Raw genomic sequence first — 19,870 nt, 5'->3', positions numbered from 1 at the left:
CTTCCCCCAACGCAAACCGGCACGTCAAACGACGGCTCGAGCGTTTTCTCCCACTTCGGGGCGCTCGAACGCCACCGCCGCGCCCTTCGCATCGAACAGCGTGAGCGCGGACGAGGCCACCTTGATGCCGACGCGCGCGCCCGGCTCGTATTGCGCGTCCTTCTTGTCGAGCTTGAGCGCAATGGCATGCGCCACGCCGTCGAGGCGCGCGTGCAGGATCGACACGTCGCCCAGATGTTCGACCAGCTCCACGCGCGCTGCGATGCCTTCGTCCGCAAGGCCGATGCTCAGGTGTTCGGCGCGCACGCCCAGGGTCAATTCGCCGTTGAGTGCACGATCCGGGCGGCCCGACAACGCGATACGGTGGCTCGCACCCGCAAGCGCGAGGACGGTTTGCAGGCCGTTTTGCGACACGACCGTGGCGCCGAGCATGTTCATTTGCGGCGAGCCGATAAATCCGCCGACAAAGCGGTTCGCGGGCCGGTCGTACAGATCGAGCGGCGCACCCGTCTGCTCGATGTTTCCCTTGTTGAACACCACGATCTGCTCGCCGAGCGTCATCGCCTCGACCTGATCGTGCGTGACGTAAATCATCGTCGTGCCGAGTTCGCGGTGCAGCTTCGCAAGCTCGATACGCATCTGCACGCGCAGCGCCGCATCGAGATTCGACAGCGGCTCGTCGAACAGAAACACACGCGGCTTGCGCACGATCGCGCGGCCAATCGCAACGCGCTGCCGCTGGCCGCCCGAGAGCGCCTTGGGCTTGCGCTCGAGCAGGTGCGTGATTTGCAGGATTTCGGCAGTGCGGCCCACGACCTCGCGCACTTCGCGCTTCGATTTGCCCGAGAGCTTCAGCGAAAAGCCCATGTTCTCCGCAACCGTCATATGCGGGTAGAGCGCGTAGCTCTGGAACACCATCGACACGCCGCGATCCACTGGCTGCAGATCGTTCACGCGTATGCCGTCGATCAGAATGTCGCCGCCGCTCACTTCCTCGAGCCCGGCGATCATGCGCAGCATGGTCGACTTGCCGCAACCCGACGGCCCGACGAATACCGTGAACTGTCCGTCGGGAATATGAAGATCGATGCCCTGAATGATCTGCGGACCTTCGCCATACGTCTTCACGACGTTGCGCAATACGAGTTCGCCCATTGTTACGTCCTCCTTGGTGCTCTTGCTTGTCGTCCCGCGCGAGGTTGGCGTGTCTGCCCTCTTCGCGCGGGTTACGGTGCGGTCTGTGTGCCCGCGTTAGCGCGCGGCCTCGGCGGCGGCATGCTCCGCGATGACCTCGCTATACCAGTGTGCGCTGTCCTTCAGCGTGCGCTTCTGGGTCTCGTAGTCGACGTACACCATGCCGAAACGCTTGTCGTAGCCGGACGCCCATTCGAAATTGTCCAGCATGCTCCATGCGAAATAGCCGGCTACGTCCACACCCTGTCGCGCGGCCTCGGACAGTGCGGCCAGGTGCAGATCGAGGAAGTGGATGCGGTCGGTGTCCTGCACACGGCCGTTTTCGAGCACGTCTTTCGACGCGCAGCCGTTCTCGGTGATGAAAATCGGCGGCAGCTTGTACTCGGCATTGAGCTTCGTGAGCAGCTCAGTCAGGCCTTCCGGATAGACTTCCCAGTCCATGTCCGTAAAGCCGTGCACGCCCGGCGGACGCTTGTTGCCCGAAGCGCTCGCGAAAATTCGCGTGTAGTAGTTGATGCCGAGGAAGTCGAGCGGCGCGCCGATGATGCCGAAGTCGCCCTCGAGAATCACCTCTTGCGGACCGTTCGCGCCATACCATTGCAGCGCTTCGGCCGGATACTCGCCCTTGAAGATCGGGTCCATGTACCAGCGCACGAACTTCGCGTATTCGAGCGATGCGGCAACAAGATCCTCGGGCGCGTCGGTCGCCCCGTGTGCCGGCGACTGGTTGAGCACGATGCCGAGCGGCGCCTTCACGCCATCGGCGCGCATGGCCTGGACGGCAAGGCCATGCGAAAGCAGCAGATGATGCGCCACGTGTGCCGCCTTCTTCAGGTCGGCGTTGCCCGGTGCGAAGTAGCCCGTTGCGTTGCCGAGCCATGCGGTACACCAGGGCTCGTTGTGCGTCGCGATCGAAGCCACGCGGTCGCCCAGCACGCTGCCGATCTTGCGGGCGTAGTCGGCGAAACGATACGCCGTATCGCGGCTTTCCCAGCCGTTCTGCTCCGTTTGCAACGCTTGCGGCAAGTCCCAGTGATACAGCGTCGCGAACGGCTGGATGCCGCGCTCGAGCAAGCCGTCGACCAGACGCTCGTAGAACGCGAGGCCCTTTTCGTTGTACGCGCCGCGACCATCCGGCTGCACGCGCGGCCACGCAATCGAAAAGCGATAGGCATTGACGCCCATTTGCGCCATCAGATCGAGATCTTCCTCGAAGCGATGGTAGTGATCGCAGGCCACGTCGCCGCTCTCGCCTTTCACGACCTTGCCGGGCACGCGGCAGAACGTATCCCAGATCGACTCGCCACGACCGTCTTCACGGGCTGCGCCTTCGATCTGATACGAACTGGTGGCCACGCCCCAGACGAAGTCTTCCTTGAATCGAAACGTCGACATAACGATAGGTATCCTTATTAGTCGTACCCGCTTTTGCGTGAGTGGACACGAAATGAATGTAGAGAAACTCAGGCCTTGACGGCGCCGGTCGTCAAACCGTCGATCAAGCGCCGCGAGGTGAAAGCGAACAGCACCAGCAACGGCACCACGGCGACCGCGGAGCCGGCCATCACCGCGCCCCAGTCCGAATTAGTGGGGCTTTGCAAAATGCGCAGCGCGAGGGGCAGCGTATACATCGAAGGCGAACGCAGCACCACGAGCGCAGAGAGAAAGTTATTCCAGGCCTGAATGAAGCTGATGAGCCCAAGCGTGCCCAGTGCCGGCCCGAGCAGCGGCAGCACGATGCTCCAGTAGATGCGGAACTCGCCGCAGCCGTCGATGCGCGCCGCCTCGATCAGGTCAGACGGAATGGCTGACGCGATGTACTGGCGCATGAGGAACACGCCGAGCGCGGCAGCCGCGCCGGGCACATACAGCGCGCGTGGCTGATTGATCCAGCCGAGCAGGTTCATCGTCATGAAGGTCGGGATCATGCTGAGGAACGGAGGCACCAGCATGGCCGTGAGCGCAACGGCAAAGAGCGTTTTCTTGAAGCGGAACTCATACATCGCAAACGCGTAGCCGGCCATCGAGGTGACGAGCAGCGTCAGCACGGTCTGGATCGTGGCCGTGTAGAAACTCCAGCCGAGGTTGCGCCAGAACGGAATGTGATGCATGAGCGACGCCATGTTGTCGAGAAACGCGTTGCCGAACCACAGCGGCGGCGGCATCGAGAAAATCTCGGAACTCGTATGCGTGGCGAAGACGAACATGAACCAGAACGGAGAGAACATCAGCACCGCGCCCGCCAGCACGACGGCGTAACCCGTATAACGCGCCTTGTTTTTCGACAGTTTCATCGCTGTGCCTCTTCTTTCATGCCGCTGCGGTGGAAAATGCGCGTGTTGAGCCACATCAGCGCGGAAATCGTGATAAAGAGCAACCACGCAATCGAACTGGCCGTGCCGAAGTCGCCGTCATGGAATGCCGTGCGATACATGTAGACAGCCGTGGTCAGGCCGGACTGGCTCGTCCCCATGCCTTCGTTCGGGAGCAGGATGAACGGCTCTTCGAACAGTTGCAGCCCACCGATGATCGAAAGCGTGACCGCGAAGAAAATCATCGGCTTGAGAAGCGGAATCGTGATGCGCGTGAACTGTTGCCAGCCATTGGCGCCGTCAATGCGCGCCGCTTCGTAAATGTCCTTCGGAATGGTTTGCAGCGCGGACAGATAGAGCACCGTATTCCAGCCCACGTAGCGCCAGAACACGACGACGGAAACCGCCGGCTTCACGTTCGCCGGGTTATACAGCCACTCGATCGGTTTCGAAGGCACGATCCAGTGCAGCCCCGGAATCTTGCCGATCTCGACAATGGCGAGATTGATCATTCCGAAGTCGGTCGAATACAGCGACGAAAAAATCAGCGCGATTGCCACGCTCGACGTGATGAAGGGCAGAAAATACAGCCCGACCACAAAATTGCGCCAGCGGCGAAATGCGGTTTGCAGAAAGAACGCCAGCGGCAGCGCAATGAGGTGCTGCGGCACGCCGGACATGACCGCCATCGAAGCCGTGTTGTAGAGCGATTTCCAGTACCACGGGTCAGTCAGCGTGAACGTAAAGTTCGACAGGCCCACCCACTTCATGCTCGCCAGTCCCGCTGTCGCGTCCCAGCTCTGGAACGAGAGATACAGCGAAAACAGCAGCGGAAAGGCCAGGAACACCGCGAACAGCAGGAAAAACGGTGCGAGAAACAGGTACGGCGCAATCTTGACCGGATTGAGCCGCGGTTTGCCACGAGCGTGGGCGAGCGGCGCGAGCGTATCGCGCACGAGCCCTTCCCGGGAGACCTGTTCAGTTGTGGGCAGAGGAGAGTTCATCGATAGTTCCGTCCATTCGGGCGTGGCCGGCCGGGGCGACCGGCCACGCTGTTGCAGCGGGCTTCAAAGCGCGGCGATGCGTGCCGCGCCGTTTCATCAGAACCGCTTAACGGCGGATACGATGCGTGATCTCAGCCTGGGCTTCCTGCAGCGCCTGGTGGATGTCCTCGTTACTGTCGACCACCTTGTCGAGCGCCGAGTGGACCGCCTCTTCGGCAACCTGGTCATACTTGCTGCGCTGGATCGCCGGGATGTGCGAGGCCGCATCGCGCCAGATCAGGCGAGCCTTCTCGTTGCCGAGGAACGCCACGGGCTGCGCGAAGAAGTCGTCGTGCTGCGCGGAAAGCAGCGCCGGGAAGGCGTCGATCGAGCGGAACGAAGCGAGTTGCTCGTCCGGACGCGTCGTCAGGAACTTGATGAATTCCCACGACAGCTGCTTTTGCGTAGCCTTCACCGGAATCGACCAGAACGTGCCGCCGAACGACGCATAAGCGCCGTCGGGCAGATTCGTTGCGCGCCACAGGCCCTTCGTATCCGGTGCGATCCACGACGAGAGGTGGCCGCCGAGCCATGCGCCCATCATTTGCGTGGCGACCGTGCCGCGCTTGAAGCTTTCGGCCCACTCGTTCGACCACGGCGTGATCTTCGCGTCGAGACCGAGATCGCGCGCTTTCTTCGCCAGCTCGAATGCCTTAACGAAACGCGGCGACGTCACGACCGGATTGCCGGCCTTGTCGAAGTACACGCCGTCGCCTTCCTTCAGGTCGGCGCGAATATAGATGTCTTCGATATCGCGCGACGACGCCATCAGATACGCGCCCGTCGCCTTCTTGATCTTCTGCCCGGCCGCGAGATACGACTCCCACGACTTGGTCAGGTCGGCTTCGGTCACGCCCGCCTTGTCGAGAATGTCCTTGCGGTAGAACAGCGTGCCCGGGCCGATATCGCCCGGCATGCCCACAATCTGGCCGTCCTGCGTGGTCGCCTGCGCGAACGTGTAGTTGATGAACTGGCTCTTGTACTGGCCGGCGCTATAGGGCGGCTTGGCCAGGTTTTCGAGACCACCGCCCGCTGCAAAGCGGCCAATGAAGCCGACTTCGACGGCCATCACGTCGGGCAGGTCCGAGCTCGTTGCGAGCGCGGTGGTCATGGCGTTGTGGTGATCGGCGATCGCAAGCGACGACACCTTGATGTCGACGTCCGGATGCAGCTTCTTCCAAGCGGGAATCGCGTCCTTGATTTCCTGGTCGAGCTTCGGAAACACCGCGACATTCAGCGTGGTGTTGGCATGCGCAGCCACGGTAGCCAGGCTGAGCAAAACTGCAGCGGCAGTGCCTGAAAAACGGAAATTCATTACATGTCTCCTGGTGAAACGTTTGTGAGTGACGTTCAATTGCTCCCCTGCTGCTACGAACTACTTCCCCTGTTGTATTGATTCGCAGTGCTTGACGCCCTGCTTTCCGCGCTTCCGGTGTTTGAAAGCGCTTTCACCGCAAAACTAAAAAAACGGCCCGATCTGGACGCGAACCTTATGCACCCTTGTCGCCCGGGCTCAACGACGGCCCGATGCGACGCGTCGTCTCGCGCGTCACCAGCGTGAGCGGAATGGGGCTCAGCGCGATGGGCTGCTTACGGATCATCTGCACGATGCCTTGCGCGGCGAGGCGGCCGATTTCATAGGTCGGCTGGCGCACCGTCGTGAGAGGCGGCGTCATGTACGAAGAAGTCGGCAGATCGTCGAAGCCGACCAGCGACACGTCTTCGGGCACGCGCACGCCGCGGCGGAACATCGCGAGACGCGCGCCGTACGCGGTCTGGTCGTTCGCGCAGAACACCGCGCTCAACGACGGCCGGCGCACCAACAGCCGCTCCATGGCCGCGAGCCCGCCTGTTTCAAGGTAATCGCCCTGCTCGACCAGATCGGCGTCGAAGCCGATGCCCGCCTCTTCCAGCGCGATACGGTAACCGTCGAGACGCTCGATTGCGTCCTCATGACTGCTCGGGCCGGCAATGAACGCGATCTCGCGGTGGCCCTGCTCGATCAGATGACGGGTCGCGTCGCGCGCGCCCTGCAGGTTGTCGATCGGCAGGCCCGCCAGCGCCGTGCCGTTTTGCACCGAACGTCCAAGCACCAGCATGGGCGCGTAGCGCGAGTATTCAGTGAGCGTCGGCTCGTCGAGTTGAGCGTGCAACAGAATGATGCCGTCCACGCGGCGCGCGATGAATTCTTCGAGGCGCGCTTTTTCGTCGACCACATTCCAGCGGCTGCTCACGAAAATCGGCGTGAAGCCTGGCTCGGAAAGCGCCTCTTCGATACCGCGCAGCCACTCGGCGTAAAACGGACTCGACACGGCCTGCGTCAGTACGCCGATGGTTTCGGTCCGGCCGCTCGCAAGACTGCGCGCCAGCACGTTGGGCCGATAGTTGAACCGCGCGATCGCCTCTTCCACCGCGCGCTGCTTTTCGGGGAGAACACGCGCGGTGCCGTTCAGGATGCGCGACACCGTGCTCGGAGACACGCCGGCAGCGCGCGCAATTTCTTCCAGCGTCACGTTGGGACCCGGAGTGGGTCCGCTCTGGACACCGGGCGTGCCGGGTGCTTCCTTGGTGCCATCGGTCATGAGTTCCGCCTGAACATTTTCATGAAAGCGCTTTCAAACACTGAAAAAAGCGCTTCCAGATACGAATTCGAAGTGACTAACAGAAAAACCGCAGAAAAAGCAGCCGGTGCGACCAGGGTGGAGGAGAGATCGCACCAGCCTCTCTATGAAAGAGAATTAAGCAGTACCTAACACAAAGAGATCACAACAACTACAGGTCACACGAAGTCAAATCAGAACATGTGCATGATGCCCGCGAACACGCCGGTCTGGCTGTGACCGTAGTTCGGGTTGTCGTTCGACGACGTGCCCGTCGTCGCGTCGAAGTTGTTGTTGCCGTACGAACCATTGCCGAGGTTGATGTTCGACGTCGAGCTGTTGTGTACGTAGCCCGCTTCCGCGTACAGGAACGTGCGCTTCGAGAGGTTGTACGTCGTGCCGAGCGTGAACAGCGTGGCGTTGCCATTACCGTTGTTCGCGTTCGCGTGGAACACAGCAGCCGTGATTGCCGAAGCGTCGTTCACCTGCCAGCCAGCGCCGATCCATTCGTGGTCCACCGCCGTCGGTGCGCGCACGCCAGCCGGCTGCGACGCATCGGTCACGCCCACGCTTGCGTTGGTGGCGCTCGGTGCGCTCAGGTGCTGGTAGCCGGCATAAATCTTCACCGGACCGATCACGTACGTGCCGCCGGCGAGAATCGAGCGCGAAGCCGAATACACGTTGTTGAACGAACCATCTGCGCCGCGAACTTCGTCATAGATCACGCGGAAGTCGCCGCTGCCCCACGTATAGATGCCTTCGATCGCGTTTGTGCGGCCCTGGCCCGTCGGCACGCCCTGCGCGTTGACCGGCGCCGAGTTCCAGCTCGTGTTGTTGGTCAGCGAATACTGGCCCTTGAACACGAGGCCGCCGAACAGCGTGGGCGAATCATACTCGGCGCCGTTGGTCGTGCTGGCCCAGTTGCGGCCGCGCACCAGCGTCGAGATGGCGTAACGCTGCATCAGCTGCGGGTCCGCGCCCCAGCTGTCCTGCGAAAGTTCGCCGGCGCCGAGATTACCCATCTTGAACAGACCGAAACGGTCGTTGCTGAAACCCACCGTGGCGTGACGACCGAACAGGTTGCCCGCCGAAGCCCCCGTCATCGTATTGAGCTGGCCTTCCAGCTGGAACACCGCCTTCGTGCCACCGCCGAGATCTTCCGAACCCAGCAGGCCGAACCAGGAGCAACCCCAGTCGCCGCTCTGTGCCGAGAACTTGTTGCCACCCGGCAGGCCGGTTTCGTACTGCACGCCGTTGTCGATACGGCCATACAGTGTGACGCTGCTTTGCGCGTGCGCCATCGTCGTCGCAGCTGCCATCACCGACAATGCAATAAGCTTCTTTTTCATTAGCTATCCTATATATATTTTGGTGTCTCCAAACCGCGCAGGTCGCGTGCGCTCTACACGTTCCCTACCAGGCTGCCTCACTGAAATGTTCCGAATCACATTTCGAGGCGATTATAGGGACGCCCCTGCCCCGTGTATCGAACCGGCAGTCCAGGGAAAACTCTGTTACCGATAACAGTTGCGCGCCGCGCGGGCCCGGGGTAGGCCCCCGCTTTGTGACCATTCCGTTATGGTCACAAAGCTCGCAACTCCGTTTGCGGTCGTGAGGGAAAATATGCGCAGCGAGGGAAATGTACCGAACACCCGTGCTACCTCGGCCAAATTGCGCTTGACAGCGCTTTCAAAAGCGATGCCCTGACGTTGTGAAGTTGCAACGACGACACGAGAATTTTTTGTCCGTTGTGTCCGCAGCGTTGCCGATCTGCTGACAGCGCTGTCACCAGCAGGCCTCAGCAATAGCGACTATGATCAAGGTATACCCTGCCGGGCAACGAGTTGAGATTCTCCGGTAAGCGCATTCAGCGCGGGACGTCGAATCGGTCCCGCGGGCTTTCCGGCTTCAGACCATCGCGCCACGCAAAACCCCGCGCCTCGACTCCCGCTGTTCCCCGCCACGTCGCGCGGCGACGTCCCGTCCGAACGCAATGCACCAGCACGCACCAGCGCAACTTTCGCCGGGCGACGGCACCGCCGTTCCCTACCCGGCTGGCAAAACCCTCGACGCGCCATCGCGGTGACTACGCCGCGCACAGCGCGGGCTGGTTTGCCCTCTGACTTCCGCGGCCCTGCGTTGAAGAGGACCGGAAGACTTGCTGCCGGAGTTGACCGGCACTTCTGCCACACTGCAAGGAGGTATCGTGAAAGCCATCATCACTTCCACGCTCGCACTACTGATTTCCAGCACCATGGTGCCGGCCGTTCAGGCTCAGGACTCGGGGGCAAACGACTCGCAACTCGCGCACGACGTCCGGGTCGCTTTCGCGCGCAATGGCGTCAACACTTCTCATGTATTTGTCTTTGCTCGAGGAGGCACCGTCACGCTGCTCGGATGGGTAGACGCGCACGAGCAGGTCGCGCTGGCCGAGCGCAGCGCGGCTTCGGTCGAAGGCGTGCAATCGGTGGACAGTTGGCTTGCGCGTGGACGCTGAAATGCGCGAGTTTGAATGAAACGGCGCGCGCACGACGTTTATTTCGTACGCGCGCCGTACGCTATTCGTTTTTTGTTTATTGATCGCGCCGCGTAATCATTCGTTTGATCCAGCCGCCGCGCCCATAGTCGGTCTGCTGCAGAAACACGGCAATCACGATGATCAGGCCTTTGAGGACCAGCTGGGTATTGCTGTCGATATCGTTGAGCAACAGGATGTTGCCGAGAAAGCCGAATATGAGCACGCCCGCCACCGTGCCCGATATGCGCCCAACCCCGCCGGCCAGACTCGTCCCGCCAATCACAACGGCCGCAATCGCGTCGAGTTCCCAGCCGGTCCCGGCATCGGCCTTCCCCTGGCGGTACTGCGCCGCATAGAGCACGCCAACCAGCGCCGAGAGCAGGCCTGAAATGGCGTAGGCCATCAGCTTGTAGCGATTGACGTCGAGCCCGGAAACCACGGCGCATTTCTCGTTGCCGCCTATCGCATACAGATATTTACCGAACACCGTGCGATTCATCACGAAGCTGAATACGAGCGCGATCACGAGAAAGAAAAGCGCGGGAACCGGAATCAGATTGAACAGCAGCGTGCGCAGATTCTCGATATCGGCGGTCGCGTTCGTGCCGCTGTAAATCGAATAGACAGCGGTGTCCTGCCCGGCGATCAGCCGCGCGGCGCCGAGCACGCCGACCATCGCCGCGAGCGTGACGATGAACGGCTGCATGCGCCCGCGCGTGATGATCCATCCGTTGATGCTGCCCACCGTGAAGCCCGCGAGCGGCACGATCCAGAGCACGCCTGCAAGCGGCATGCGGTGCGCCGCGTGCAACGCGATATACAGGCACGCCAGCGCCGCGCACAGCAGCGCAATGGCGCCGCGCACCGCGCGCGCGGCGCCCGCATGCGCGCCATGCGAACGTTGCGGCTTGCGCCATGCACCGAGCACGATGTACACGCTCGAGAACACGGCAATCGCGTTGAGCACGAGCGAGGCATCGGTCGCCCGGTTCCACCCCTCCGTGGTCAGCAGCATGGCGGTCAGCACGCTGCCCAGCCCCATGATCGCCCCGACGGAAAGATCGATGCCCGCGGTGATGATCACGAGCGTCATGCCGATCGACATCACGCCAACGTTGGCGACCTCGCGAAACACATCGGAGATATTGGCGCTGGAGAGAAAGATGTTGCTGCCATCGGTCGAGTGAGGCGAGGTGAACGCGCCCACCACGAGCAGCAGGATCAGCCCCAGGTAGTACTTCAGGTGCGTCATGAGCGTGCTGAGTTGACGCCTGCGCGTTGGCGCATCCGGCTCGGCGACATGGTCCTGCACATGCAGCATGGTCAGTCTCCAGTCAGTATTGATTCAAGGCGAAGCGAGATTGATCAGCAGGTCGCCGGAAAAATCGCTGCGAGGCACGACCTGTTTGGCGCGCCCTTCGCACAGCACGAGAATGCGGTCGCACAGCAAGGTCAATTCGTCGATTTCCGAACTGGCGATCAGCACAGTCACGCCCGAGCGCGCCGCGTCGAGTATCTGGCGGTATATCTCCGCCTTGGCGGCGACGTCCACACCGCGCGTGGGTTCGTCGAGCAGCAGGATGCGCGGCTTCGTCATCAACCATTTGCCGATGATGAGCTTTTGCTGATTGCCGCCCGACAGGCTATTGGCGCTTTGCGCGAGGCTGCGATGCTTGACCCGCGAGGCCCGCGCCTGTTCGGCGGCCCAGCCGCACAGCCGGCGCCGCTGGTAGAACGGAAAGCCGGGCACGCGCGGCAACGACGGCAGCACGAAATTCGCTTCGAGCGACTGATCGAGCACAAGACCATCCTTCTTGCGGTCTTCGGTCACGAAAGCGAGGCCCGATTCCGCAGCTTCGTTTGGCGATTTGAATGACCGGTGCTGCCCCGCAATGGCAATCGCACCCTCCTGCCGGTAGGCCGAAATCCCGTAGATGGCTTCGAGCACTTCGGTCTTGCCCGCGCCGAGCAGACCCGAGAGGCCGAACACTTCGCCCTCGCGCACCGCAAACGACACGTCGCGCACCATCGCGCGAGACGGTCCCCACAGCGAGAGATTGCGCACCTCCACACTCGTGCTGCGAGCGCGCGGCGCTTCGTCCGCGCCGCGCTCGGGCGGCGCGAAGTCCTTGCCGATCATCATCGAGACGAGCGCCGTTGAGGACTCCACCTGCGCGACCGGCAGCGTCGAGATGCGCCGGCCGTCGCGCAACACGGTCACGCGGTCGGCCACGGCGAAGACTTCCCCCAGCCGATGGCTGATCAACACGATGCCCATGCCGCGTTCGCGCAGTTGCCGCGTGAGCGTGAGGAGCGCGTGGGTCTCCGCGTCGGAGAGCGCCGAGGTCGGCTCGTCCATGATCAGGACCCGAGCTTCAGCCACCAGCGACTTGGCAATTTCCACCAGTTGCTTTTCGCCCACCCGCAGCGCGCCGACCAGCGTATCGGGACTCGCACGAAAACCCAATTGGCCAAGTACGTTGCGCGCAGCCGTGCGCATGGCGCGCCGGTCGGGAAAGCCCCAGCGTGTGCGCGGTTCCTTGCCGAGGAATATGTTGTCGACCGCGGAAAGCGTATCGACGAGGTTCAGTTCCTGATGAATGACCGCGATCCCTGCATCGATCGCGTCGTTGACGCTCGCGAGGCGCGTGGGCACGCCCCGCACGCGTATCGTGCCGCTGTCCGGCGTATAGAGGCCGACCAGCATCTTCATCAGGCTCGATTTGCCCGCGCCGTTCTCGCCGACAAGCGCATGCACCTCCCCCGCCACGACATCGAAGTCGACGCTCGACAACACGGCGCTGCCGTTGAACGAAATCGACAGGCCTGCCGCCTCGATGAGCGGCGCGGTGGCAGTGGCATTCATTCAGGAGTGGCTAGCAATATACGCCTTGGCGTTGTCGGCAAAAATGCCCTGGGTCGGCAACGTGACCTTCTTCGGGATCTTTTCGCCGTGCAGCAGCTTGAGCGCCTGGCGTATGCCTTCGGCGCCGGGCGTGGGGTACATGAACGTGCCGGCAAGCAGGCCTTGCGAGACCCAGGTCGCGCCCTCCTGTGGCAAGCCGTCGATGCCCACGAACTTGATGCTCTTGTCGCGCCCCGCATCCTTGGCCGCGAGATAAGCGCCGTAGGCCATGGGATCGTTGTGCCCGTAGACCACATCGATTTTCGGATTCACGCGCAACACCGTCTTCATGTACTCGTAGGCCTTGTCCTGCTTCCAGTCGCAGTCCACGCGTTCGCCTATGAGCTTGATGCCCGACTCCTTGCCGATCACGCTCGCCGCACCATCGTGGCGGTCGTGAGCCGGTTGCGCACCGAAGCCGCCCCAGACCTCGACGAGATTGCCCTGCGCATGACCCGGGCCACCCATCAGCTTGACGATGAAGGTTCCGGCTTCGCTGCCGATCTGCACGTTGTCGCCGCCGATGAACTGCGTATAGGATTCGCCGTTCACCTCGCGGTCGAGCACGAACACGGGAATACCCGCCTTATAGGCCTTTTCCACCACGCCAGTGAGCCCCGCCGACTCCTTCGGCGAAATGAAGATCGCATCCATCTTCTGGGCAATGAAATTCTCCATGTCGGCATTCTGCTTGTCGGTGCGGTCGCCGGCGTCGGCAATGATCAGATCGACCTCGGGATGCTTGCCTGCCTCGGCTTTCATGTCCTTGTTGAACTGTACGCGCCAGGGCTCGACCGTAGTCACCTGCGAGAAGCCAAAGCGGTATTTCTTTTGCTGCCCGAACGCGGGCGCGCTGAGCGTCCCGAGAAGACCCGCTGCGCCGGCGAGCGGCACGGCGACCAGACCCGCAATGAGAATGCGTCGTTGACTGTCCATTGCCCTGTCTCCTTTGTTGTCTGAACCGGGCGGCGCGTGTGGCCGGCCTCGGGTGCTGCAAAAAATAAAACGTTATAGCGGCGGCGCGGCGGCGGCACGCGCCGCTTCGCCCCATTCGTCATACCGGACCGGGCCCGTGCTGTCGCGCACACGCAGGTCGGCACGCATGCGCAGGTGCACGATCTCCGGGTTTTCGCCCAGCAACTGCTTGTGCAGGAGATGCCAGATACCGCGGGCTATCGCCTCGGCGGGTTGACGAATCGAACTGATGCCGGGACGCAGCACCGACATCCACGGCGCGTCGTCAAAGGAAAGCAGCGAGATGTCGTCCGGCAACTGCAGGCCCGCGTCGCGGATCGCCCGCAGCGCGCCGAGCGTCGCGACGTTCGCGCCCGTGAAGAGCGCCGTGGGGCGCTCGCGCGCGGCGAGCACGCCAAGCGTCGTCGCGTGGCTTTCGGTATCGCTCATGCCGCACACCACGACGTTGGCGTGCTGCGCCAGCCCGGCGCGCTGCATCGCGTCCTGGTAGCCCTGGGCCCGCTCGCGGCTGTTTACGAGGTCGAGCGCATTGACGATGAACGTGATGCGGCGGTGACCAAGCGCGATCAGATGCGCGGTGCCGTCCATCGCCGCGCGATGACTGTCGGTCGTGACCGTGTTGGCGGGAAAACTGCTGTCCACGCGATCGGCCATGACGAGCGGCACGTCGCATTCGCGCAGTTCGCTGATCGCGTGCTCGTAGCCGTGGCATGGAATGATGATCATGCCCGCCACCTGGCGCGAGAGGACGAAGCGGATGCGTTCCGCTTCGCGCTCCGGGTCCTCCTGGGCATGCGCGAGGATGAGCCGGTAACCGGATTCGAGGGCATGGTCTTCGAGCGCGCAGACCAGTTCGATGAAGAACGAATTGGTCAGGTCGGGCACGACAAAGCCGATCGACGTGGAGCGGCAACTGCGCAATTCGGCGGCCAGACTGTTGCGCCGGTATCCGAGCTTGCGGGCCGCTTCCCAGACCTGGCGCTGGCGCGCTTCGCTCACGTTTGCGGCGCCCGCGAGCACCTTCGACGCCGTGCCCAGCGAGACTCCCGCCGCATTCGCGACGTCCTTGAGTGTACTGGCACTTTTCTTGCGGTCGTCCATGCTGGTCTGTCCGCCCGACGAGATACGCTGAGGTTACCCGCCCGAACTGAAACGTTTCATAGAGTAGGAAATGGTTTTTCAGGCTTCAAGGGAGGGTTTTTCCGGGTCGCTGGGAGAGAGAGTGCGGACTAGCGGTAATTCACGAAGTTGATGATGTCGTTGAGGAACCACGGAAGAATCAGTTGCGTGTCGGGATCGCTAACGCCCACGGTGAGCCTCGGCGGCTTCGAGGTGGGGGAACCGGGCTTCGCGCCATCGGGGGTGTGCAGCATGTAGCTGTTAGTGTCGGCAGCGGGCGGTGGCGACGGCGAAGCACAACCGGCAACGAGCAAGGCGAGGAACGCTGCGCAGCACAAGCGCTTCATGATAGGCAATCTCCAGCCACGTGATCTCGAGAAGCCCAAGCGTACCATTGGCCCCGCCGCAATCGCACGGAGCTGTGCACACACCTTGCTTGCCTGACAGGCTATCAATAGCCGAATTGAGTTCGTTAAGAACCAGAATATTTGTCGCATGCCATCTCCCTGTTTTATGCAAAAGCGAATAAATCAAATGCGGCCGCGACCCGCGATTTTCGGCTTCGTTTTGACCTCCATTGACACGTATCAACGGGAACAACGCTTATTGACCCATGCATCTACGCGATCGAATGAGCACGAGATATTCTCTGCCGACTTATCCAGGCCACTATGGGAAGAGTCTTCCATGAGAATCAATCGCTTCGTTTTTATTCCCACCGCAATAGTGATCGCGGGAACGGCACCTCCGGTGCTTGCGCAGCAAATCGTCGTGTACCCGTCGAAAGGCCAAAGCGCCCAGCAGCAAAGTTCCGATGAAGGCGCCTGCTATGCGTGGGCAAAACAGAAAACAGGAATTGACCCAGCGGTCGTGGCAAACGCTACGCCGCAAGCTCAAGCGCCGAATGGCCAACGCGTCCGGGGCGCCGCCGGAGGCGCGGCCATTGGTGCCGCCGCTGGTGCAATCGGGGGCGACGCCGGCCACGGCGCGGCTATCGGCGCCGTGGCCGGCACGGTTGCCGGGGGCGTAGCGCACCGGCGTCAGGGGCGTGCCGCGGCGGCGCAGAACGCACAGATGGAATCGGCGCAACAACAGGCGCTCGCCAACTATCGCCAGGCGTGGGAGGCTTGCATGCAGGGCCGGGGCTACTCGCTGCGTTAAGCGCCGACGATATCGAAGAGAAGCGAAGAGAAGAGAAGAATCGCGACGATGGAACGGCCACGTTGCACGAAATGAATACGTGCAACGCGGCCCTCCCGAAAGCAAGAGGTGCGCTTAGCGGAAGCCGTAAACGAGAACCTTCTTCCCTTCGAATTGTTCCTGCACACCTTGATCGCAATTCGGCGGACACGTCGTGCCGTCGGCGGTAGGACCGGACGCGGGCGAATACGCCTTGTAGACAACGGATTCGATGAGCGTCCCGTCGTCGGAAACCACGATTTGCAGGTCGGTCTCGACGCCGGCCAGCACCGGTCCGCCGCTGCCATAAACCAGTTTCATGATCCCCGTGCAATCGGAGTTCACGGTGTACGTCCCGCTCTGGTACGGGTTGAAGGCAGTCTGCCCGCCTTTCGGCAAGCCATTTATCATGCCGAAGTCGGTGCGAGTGAATTTACCTGAGCCGTCGAACGTCACGATGGCCACGTCATCGAGTGTCAATGGCGAGGCAAACAGGTGCAGCTTGTTGTTGCTGTCCAGCAGGCCAAGAATTTCTCCATGACCGTGAAATCCGTAAGCTCCCCTTAACGTTGCGTTCGAGCAACGGCCGCCGTCGGCCTGCGCGACGCCACTGAGCGAGAGAAGTGCAAAGGCTGTTGCCGACAAAATTCTTGAATGCTTGATCTTCATGGTCATCTCCTTGTCACCATAGCAGGCGTCTGGCTTCATAACGCGCAGCGGGCCGAAAGCAGTCGTCGACGCAGGCCCCGGCTCGTGCCGACTAGCGCTCCGCTCCCTAAGCCTACGGAACCGCGCACGCTTGCGCCTCCATCATTTGATGGAGAGAGCGAGGCAGTGGGAGATTTCGTGTGCAAACAAATTCGATGAGAACGGCGTTACGGCTTCACTGCGTAACGCACCAGTTCGATTGCGTTCGTCGCGGGCGCACCCCTTCCGGCCAGACGGCCCTGAAACTCTTCGCGCACCACGCGCTTGACGCTCGGGGCATACCAGAGCGTCTCCTCCATCGGTCCGCCGCCCGGGCCATACTGCGGCTGCCAGACACCGCTCATCGTGATCTTGATCGCGGAGAAAGTGCCCGCCTTCGTGTTGACCGTCTCCACGCCGGCCACTTCACATTGGGCCCGGCGCTGCACCCTCATGCCCGAAGGGGCAGTGGCCATGCAGTCCGCCTCATAGCGCGCGCCGGCTCGCAGCGGAAAATGCAGCGCGATCCCGCAGGCACGCGCGCCGGCGCCATTGGGAATCACATTGGCTTCGGAGGTGAGTTCCACGCGCGTGCCGCCGGGGCCGATCAGAAGCGATGCGCTGCCATCGGCGTGGACGGACGTCACGGTTTGCGTGAAGGTTCGCCCCTTACCGGACAACGGGTCGGACCGCTCGAAGGTCCAGTTGTCGCCCACCTTGTAGTGCGGCGCATCCTGAGGCAGCACGACGGCAGCGGCGTCGAGCGCGAAACTGGTCGGGGCGCCTGCCCCCGCCGCCAGCACGCCCACGACGCCGACCACTGCAGCGCGACAGATTCGCGGCCTCATTGGCCCTGTTTCTGCAGATATTGCCGCACGTCGCTCATCGACACCCTGCCCGTATGCGCCGTGTCGATCTGATCGAAATGCTGCGCGATAAACCCGAGCCCGCTGCTTTGCGCCTGCGCTTTCGTGATCGAAGCGCCGTTGCTCAATGCGGAATTCGCGCCGAGGCGTGCCTCCACCCGCTGTTGCGCCTGTTGCTGCAATTGTGTACCGGTGGAGGGTGTGAGCGGCGCTGGCCGGCTCGACGGGAAGAATGGGCCATCGACACCGTGGCCGCCCTTCGGAAGCTGAACGGGCGCCACCGCTTGCGTTGTCGCCTGGGCATGGCCTATTGTGACCGCCGCCATCGCGCAAAGCATGAGCGGAGCAACGCACCACAGCTTTTTGAATGTAGACATGATCGCTCGCCTTCAATGAGTGAGGAGCGGGCCTCAATCGACTATCGATAATCGATGCTCGACGAAGCCCCCGGCCTGTGACGTTATTGACCCGCTGCCGCGACTGCCGTGGAAGTCGGCGTACCCGCGGGACTCTCGTCGGGCCACGGCTGCGGAAGCGTCCAGAGCGAAAGCGCCAATGGTATGGGTTGACCACCATAGTAGCTCACGAGATCGGCCTTCATCTTCGGGCGCGCTACGTCGTCCAGATAAATCATGTGTCCGCCCTGGAAGAAGTTGACCTGCAGATTCGGGCTCAAACCGGCCACCGTTTGCAGACGGGCAAGCTGCTTCTCCGTATTGAAGAACGGCGTAGCGAGATCGTGAAAGCCGTTCTCCGCAAGCACCTTCAGCTGCGGATTGAGCTGGATCGCGCCGAGCAGGTCGGGCAGCGTATCGGGCAACGCCTGACCGTCGTGCGAGAAGTCCCAGACTCCGATGATGTTGTCGTTCAGCGGCATATACGTCGCATTCGGCGCCGTGTAGCCGAGATAATCGGGCATCTGCGTGGCGAGTGCGGCCGTGAACGGCTGCGAGATGAGGATGTCCGACGGGTCGCCGTCGCTCTGCAAACGCGGATCCGTATTCGGCAGCGACACGCGCCCGTCGTAACGGCCGATCGTCGTGCCCGGGATCAGTTCGTTATTGAACGGGTTCACGTTGAAGTAGCCATTGAGCGCCTGCAATGTGAGGCTCGAAGGCCAGCGCCACGAATCCAGCGTCTTCTGGGGCGGAAAGACCGGCTTGCCCAGCGCGCCGGGAATACCGAGTTGACTCAGCACCCACGATTGCGCGTATTTGCGGAAATGCTGGTACTGGCCCGTCGCGAAGATCTCCGACTGCAACGCGAAAAGGCCTTGATCGATCAAGGGCGGCGAAACCAGATTGAAGTAGGCGGCCACCTCAGCGTAGCCGGGGTAATAGCCCGCGAGTGTATCGGTATCGAGCACCAGGCCGGCCGTCGAATCCGTGATGGCCGTCGCTTCGATCGCATCGGCAAAGTAGTTCAGGATAGACGACTGAAGCACGATGCCGGTCAATTGCACGCCCGCCGCCTCGAGCGCGAGCGCAAGCATGTCGGTGCGCGGCGTGCCATACGATTCGCCGTAGAGATAGATCGGCGAACTACTGCGGTTATTCACGGCCAGATAGCGCTTGATGAAATCGCGCATTACGTTGACATCCGGATCACAGCCCCAGAACTTCTGGTTGGTGTTCGGCAGAATCGCCTCCGAGAGCCCCGTGCCCGGCGGGTCGATGAACACCATGTCCGTCGTATCGATCAGGCTCTCAGCATTGTTGACGAGCGGAAAGTTCGGCCAGTTGGTGAGCAGCGGATCGGGGGTCGCGACACGCGTTGGCGCAAACGAGCCGAGACGCAGCCAGATCGACGACGAACCGGGTCCGCCGTTATAGATGAACGTCACTGGCCGCGGCGAACCGTTCGTGGCCGGCGCGGTATAGGCGACATAGGACATCGTCGCCTCCGGATTGCCGCTAGCGTCCGAAGCGGTCAGATGGCCGGTTGTCGTCGTGTAGTTGAGCGTCGTTTTGCCTGAGGTCCACTGGTAATGCATGATCGCGGCTTTTTCGGCGACCTGCGACGCGGCAAGGCCATCGTTGGCGTTCGGCGAGTAGGCGATCGGGTCCGTATAGGGCTGGTTGGCGTCTGGCGAGTTCGGCGTTTGCGCGGCGGCTTTCGCGCTCGCCGACACCTGGTTCATTGCGCTCGCGGCAGACGATGACGGGCTATCGCCACCGCCGCAACCCGCGAGCATCAACACGCCAATGGCAATTGCGCCTGCATGGCGCAGCTGGCACCGGCTGCGGATCAAGCCCATGCTGGGTTTACTGTCCGGATGCATTGTTATACCCCTTCGAATGATGACGTCACACTACGCGGGGACCGCGTTCGCCGGTAATAACGCCTTGAAAAAGGCATTGAAATTCAAATGCAATTACCGGCAGGAAGCGGCTGACATTTAACTTTCCATTCCTGACAAAGTCGATTCATTTCAAGCGTCATTTATTTACTATGGATACCTAAATAACCCAT

General features: G+C 62.0%; 18 protein-coding genes. 2 read left to right on the top strand and 16 right to left on the bottom strand.

Going from position 1 to position 19,870, the window contains the following annotated elements; all coding sequences use genetic code 11:
• Positions 1-24: 24 nt before the first annotated feature.
• From M3I56_RS19875 to M3I56_RS19845, 7 genes are all read right to left on the bottom strand, one after another.
• Positions 25-1,155 (bottom strand): ABC transporter ATP-binding protein, encoded by a 1,131-nt coding sequence (locus M3I56_RS19875; protein ID WP_254355454.1) that lies wholly within the window; start codon positions 1,153-1,155, stop codon positions 25-27.
• A 96-nt stretch (positions 1,156-1,251) separates the two neighbouring features.
• Positions 1,252-2,589, bottom strand: coding sequence for a GH1 family beta-glucosidase (locus M3I56_RS19870; protein ID WP_254355453.1), 1,338 nt, complete (start codon positions 2,587-2,589; stop codon positions 1,252-1,254).
• 68 nt (positions 2,590-2,657) lie between these two features.
• Positions 2,658-3,488 (bottom strand): carbohydrate ABC transporter permease, encoded by an 831-nt coding sequence (locus tag M3I56_RS19865; protein ID WP_254355452.1) that lies wholly within the window; start codon positions 3,486-3,488, stop codon positions 2,658-2,660.
• Positions 3,485-4,510, bottom strand: coding sequence for a carbohydrate ABC transporter permease (locus M3I56_RS19860; protein ID WP_254355451.1), 1,026 nt, complete (start codon positions 4,508-4,510; stop codon positions 3,485-3,487). The genes M3I56_RS19865 and M3I56_RS19860 overlap by 4 nt, the downstream gene beginning before the upstream one ends.
• A 106-nt stretch (positions 4,511-4,616) precedes the next feature.
• Positions 4,617-5,864: an ABC transporter substrate-binding protein gene (locus M3I56_RS19855; RefSeq protein WP_254355450.1), complete on the bottom strand. Its 1,248-nt coding sequence runs from the start codon at positions 5,862-5,864 to the stop codon at positions 4,617-4,619.
• Between the two features lie 175 nt (positions 5,865-6,039).
• Positions 6,040-7,131, bottom strand: coding sequence for a LacI family DNA-binding transcriptional regulator (locus M3I56_RS19850; protein WP_254355449.1), 1,092 nt, complete (start codon positions 7,129-7,131; stop codon positions 6,040-6,042).
• A 212-nt stretch (positions 7,132-7,343) separates the two neighbouring features.
• Positions 7,344-8,498 (bottom strand): porin, encoded by a 1,155-nt coding sequence (locus M3I56_RS19845; RefSeq protein WP_254355448.1) that lies wholly within the window; start codon positions 8,496-8,498, stop codon positions 7,344-7,346.
• An 857-nt stretch (positions 8,499-9,355) separates the two neighbouring features.
• Between M3I56_RS19845 and M3I56_RS19840 the strand changes: the two genes are divergently transcribed.
• On the top strand, positions 9,356-9,646 hold the full coding sequence (locus tag M3I56_RS19840; protein WP_254355447.1) for a BON domain-containing protein: 291 nt from the start codon (positions 9,356-9,358) through the stop codon (positions 9,644-9,646).
• Between the two features lie 76 nt (positions 9,647-9,722).
• On the opposite strand, the gene M3I56_RS19835 is transcribed toward M3I56_RS19840, so the two are convergent.
• The 5 genes from M3I56_RS19835 to M3I56_RS19815 all read right to left on the bottom strand — a co-directional run bounded on the left by M3I56_RS19835 (position 9,723) and on the right by M3I56_RS19815 (position 15,013).
• The gene (locus M3I56_RS19835; RefSeq protein ID WP_254355446.1) at positions 9,723-10,988 is read right to left on the bottom strand and encodes an ABC transporter permease; all 1,266 of its coding nucleotides are present in this window, start codon (positions 10,986-10,988) and stop codon (positions 9,723-9,725) included.
• A 24-nt stretch (positions 10,989-11,012) separates the two neighbouring features.
• Positions 11,013-12,533 (bottom strand): sugar ABC transporter ATP-binding protein, encoded by a 1,521-nt coding sequence (locus tag M3I56_RS19830; RefSeq protein WP_254355445.1) that lies wholly within the window; start codon positions 12,531-12,533, stop codon positions 11,013-11,015.
• Entirely contained in the window at positions 12,534-13,508 is a 975-nt protein-coding gene (locus M3I56_RS19825; protein WP_254355444.1) for a substrate-binding domain-containing protein, read from the bottom strand.
• A gap of 72 nt (positions 13,509-13,580) precedes the next feature.
• A complete protein-coding gene (locus M3I56_RS19820) occupies positions 13,581-14,648 on the bottom strand; it encodes a LacI family DNA-binding transcriptional regulator (RefSeq protein WP_254355443.1) in 1,068 nt (355 codons plus the stop codon).
• 128 nt (positions 14,649-14,776) lie between these two features.
• Positions 14,777-15,013, bottom strand: a complete 237-nt coding sequence (locus M3I56_RS19815; RefSeq protein ID WP_254355442.1) for a hypothetical protein — start codon at positions 15,011-15,013, stop codon at positions 14,777-14,779.
• A 340-nt stretch (positions 15,014-15,353) separates the two neighbouring features.
• On the opposite strand from M3I56_RS19815, the gene M3I56_RS19810 reads away from it, so the two are divergent.
• Positions 15,354-15,827: a YMGG-like glycine zipper-containing protein gene (locus M3I56_RS19810; protein WP_254355507.1), complete on the top strand. Its 474-nt coding sequence runs from the start codon at positions 15,354-15,356 to the stop codon at positions 15,825-15,827.
• Between the two features lie 114 nt (positions 15,828-15,941).
• Here M3I56_RS19810 and M3I56_RS19805 read toward each other — a convergent pair whose 3' ends face one another.
• The 4 genes from M3I56_RS19805 to M3I56_RS19790 form a co-directional block, all read right to left on the bottom strand.
• Entirely contained in the window at positions 15,942-16,514 is a 573-nt protein-coding gene (locus M3I56_RS19805; RefSeq protein ID WP_254355441.1) for a hypothetical protein, read from the bottom strand.
• Between the two features lie 206 nt (positions 16,515-16,720).
• A complete protein-coding gene (locus M3I56_RS19800) occupies positions 16,721-17,380 on the bottom strand; it encodes a hypothetical protein (protein ID WP_254355440.1) in 660 nt (219 codons plus the stop codon).
• Positions 17,377-17,736 carry a 2-oxoglutarate dehydrogenase gene (locus M3I56_RS19795; protein ID WP_375541759.1) on the bottom strand — a complete coding sequence of 120 codons (360 nt, stop codon included), beginning with the start codon at positions 17,734-17,736 and terminating at the stop codon, positions 17,377-17,379. Before M3I56_RS19795 ends, M3I56_RS19800 begins: the two co-directional genes overlap by 4 nt.
• Positions 17,737-17,858: 122 nt before the next feature.
• Positions 17,859-19,679, bottom strand: a complete 1,821-nt coding sequence (locus tag M3I56_RS19790) for a peptidase S10 (protein WP_375541755.1) — start codon at positions 19,677-19,679, stop codon at positions 17,859-17,861.
• Positions 19,680-19,870: the final 191 nt, after the last annotated feature.

Origin of the sequence: Paraburkholderia sp. CNPSo 3281, assembly GCF_024206515.1 — a bacterium.
In the GTDB taxonomy this organism is placed as follows: domain Bacteria; phylum Pseudomonadota; class Gammaproteobacteria; order Burkholderiales; family Burkholderiaceae; genus Paraburkholderia; species Paraburkholderia nodosa.
The sequence above is the reverse complement of the archived record's forward strand: the minus strand, read 5'-3'. Positions and strand labels throughout refer to the sequence as shown.

What these genes read in the sequence shown, in the direction of transcription:
- M3I56_RS19860 (WP_254355451.1), bottom strand. Translation starts at nt 4,510, where the DNA reads ATGAACTCTCCTCTGCCCACAACTGAACAGGTCTCCCGGGAAGGGCTC.
- M3I56_RS19810 (WP_254355507.1), top strand. Translation starts at nt 15,354, where the DNA reads ATGAGAATCAATCGCTTCGTTTTTATTCCCACCGCAATAGTGATCGCG.
- M3I56_RS19790 (WP_375541755.1), bottom strand. Translation starts at nt 19,679, where the DNA reads ATGCATCCGGACAGTAAACCCAGCATGGGCTTGATCCGCAGCCGGTGC.
- M3I56_RS19805 (WP_254355441.1), bottom strand. Translation starts at nt 16,514, where the DNA reads ATGAAGATCAAGCATTCAAGAATTTTGTCGGCAACAGCCTTTGCACTT.
- M3I56_RS19850 (WP_254355449.1), bottom strand. Translation starts at nt 7,131, where the DNA reads ATGACCGATGGCACCAAGGAAGCACCCGGCACGCCCGGTGTCCAGAGC.
- M3I56_RS19875 (WP_254355454.1), bottom strand. Translation starts at nt 1,155, where the DNA reads ATGGGCGAACTCGTATTGCGCAACGTCGTGAAGACGTATGGCGAAGGT.
- M3I56_RS19800 (WP_254355440.1), bottom strand. Translation starts at nt 17,380, where the DNA reads ATGAGGCCGCGAATCTGTCGCGCTGCAGTGGTCGGCGTCGTGGGCGTG.
- M3I56_RS19865 (WP_254355452.1), bottom strand. Translation starts at nt 3,488, where the DNA reads ATGAAACTGTCGAAAAACAAGGCGCGTTATACGGGTTACGCCGTCGTG.
- M3I56_RS19845 (WP_254355448.1), bottom strand. Translation starts at nt 8,498, where the DNA reads ATGAAAAAGAAGCTTATTGCATTGTCGGTGATGGCAGCTGCGACGACG.
- M3I56_RS19795 (WP_375541759.1), bottom strand. Translation starts at nt 17,736, where the DNA reads ATGCTTTGCGCGATGGCGGCGGTCACAATAGGCCATGCCCAGGCGACA.
- M3I56_RS19835 (WP_254355446.1), bottom strand. Translation starts at nt 10,988, where the DNA reads ATGCTGCATGTGCAGGACCATGTCGCCGAGCCGGATGCGCCAACGCGC.
- M3I56_RS19855 (WP_254355450.1), bottom strand. Translation starts at nt 5,864, where the DNA reads ATGAATTTCCGTTTTTCAGGCACTGCCGCTGCAGTTTTGCTCAGCCTG.
- M3I56_RS19830 (WP_254355445.1), bottom strand. Translation starts at nt 12,533, where the DNA reads ATGAATGCCACTGCCACCGCGCCGCTCATCGAGGCGGCAGGCCTGTCG.
- M3I56_RS19870 (WP_254355453.1), bottom strand. Translation starts at nt 2,589, where the DNA reads ATGTCGACGTTTCGATTCAAGGAAGACTTCGTCTGGGGCGTGGCCACC.
- M3I56_RS19820 (WP_254355443.1), bottom strand. Translation starts at nt 14,648, where the DNA reads ATGGACGACCGCAAGAAAAGTGCCAGTACACTCAAGGACGTCGCGAAT.
- M3I56_RS19815 (WP_254355442.1), bottom strand. Translation starts at nt 15,013, where the DNA reads ATGAAGCGCTTGTGCTGCGCAGCGTTCCTCGCCTTGCTCGTTGCCGGT.
- M3I56_RS19825 (WP_254355444.1), bottom strand. Translation starts at nt 13,508, where the DNA reads ATGGACAGTCAACGACGCATTCTCATTGCGGGTCTGGTCGCCGTGCCG.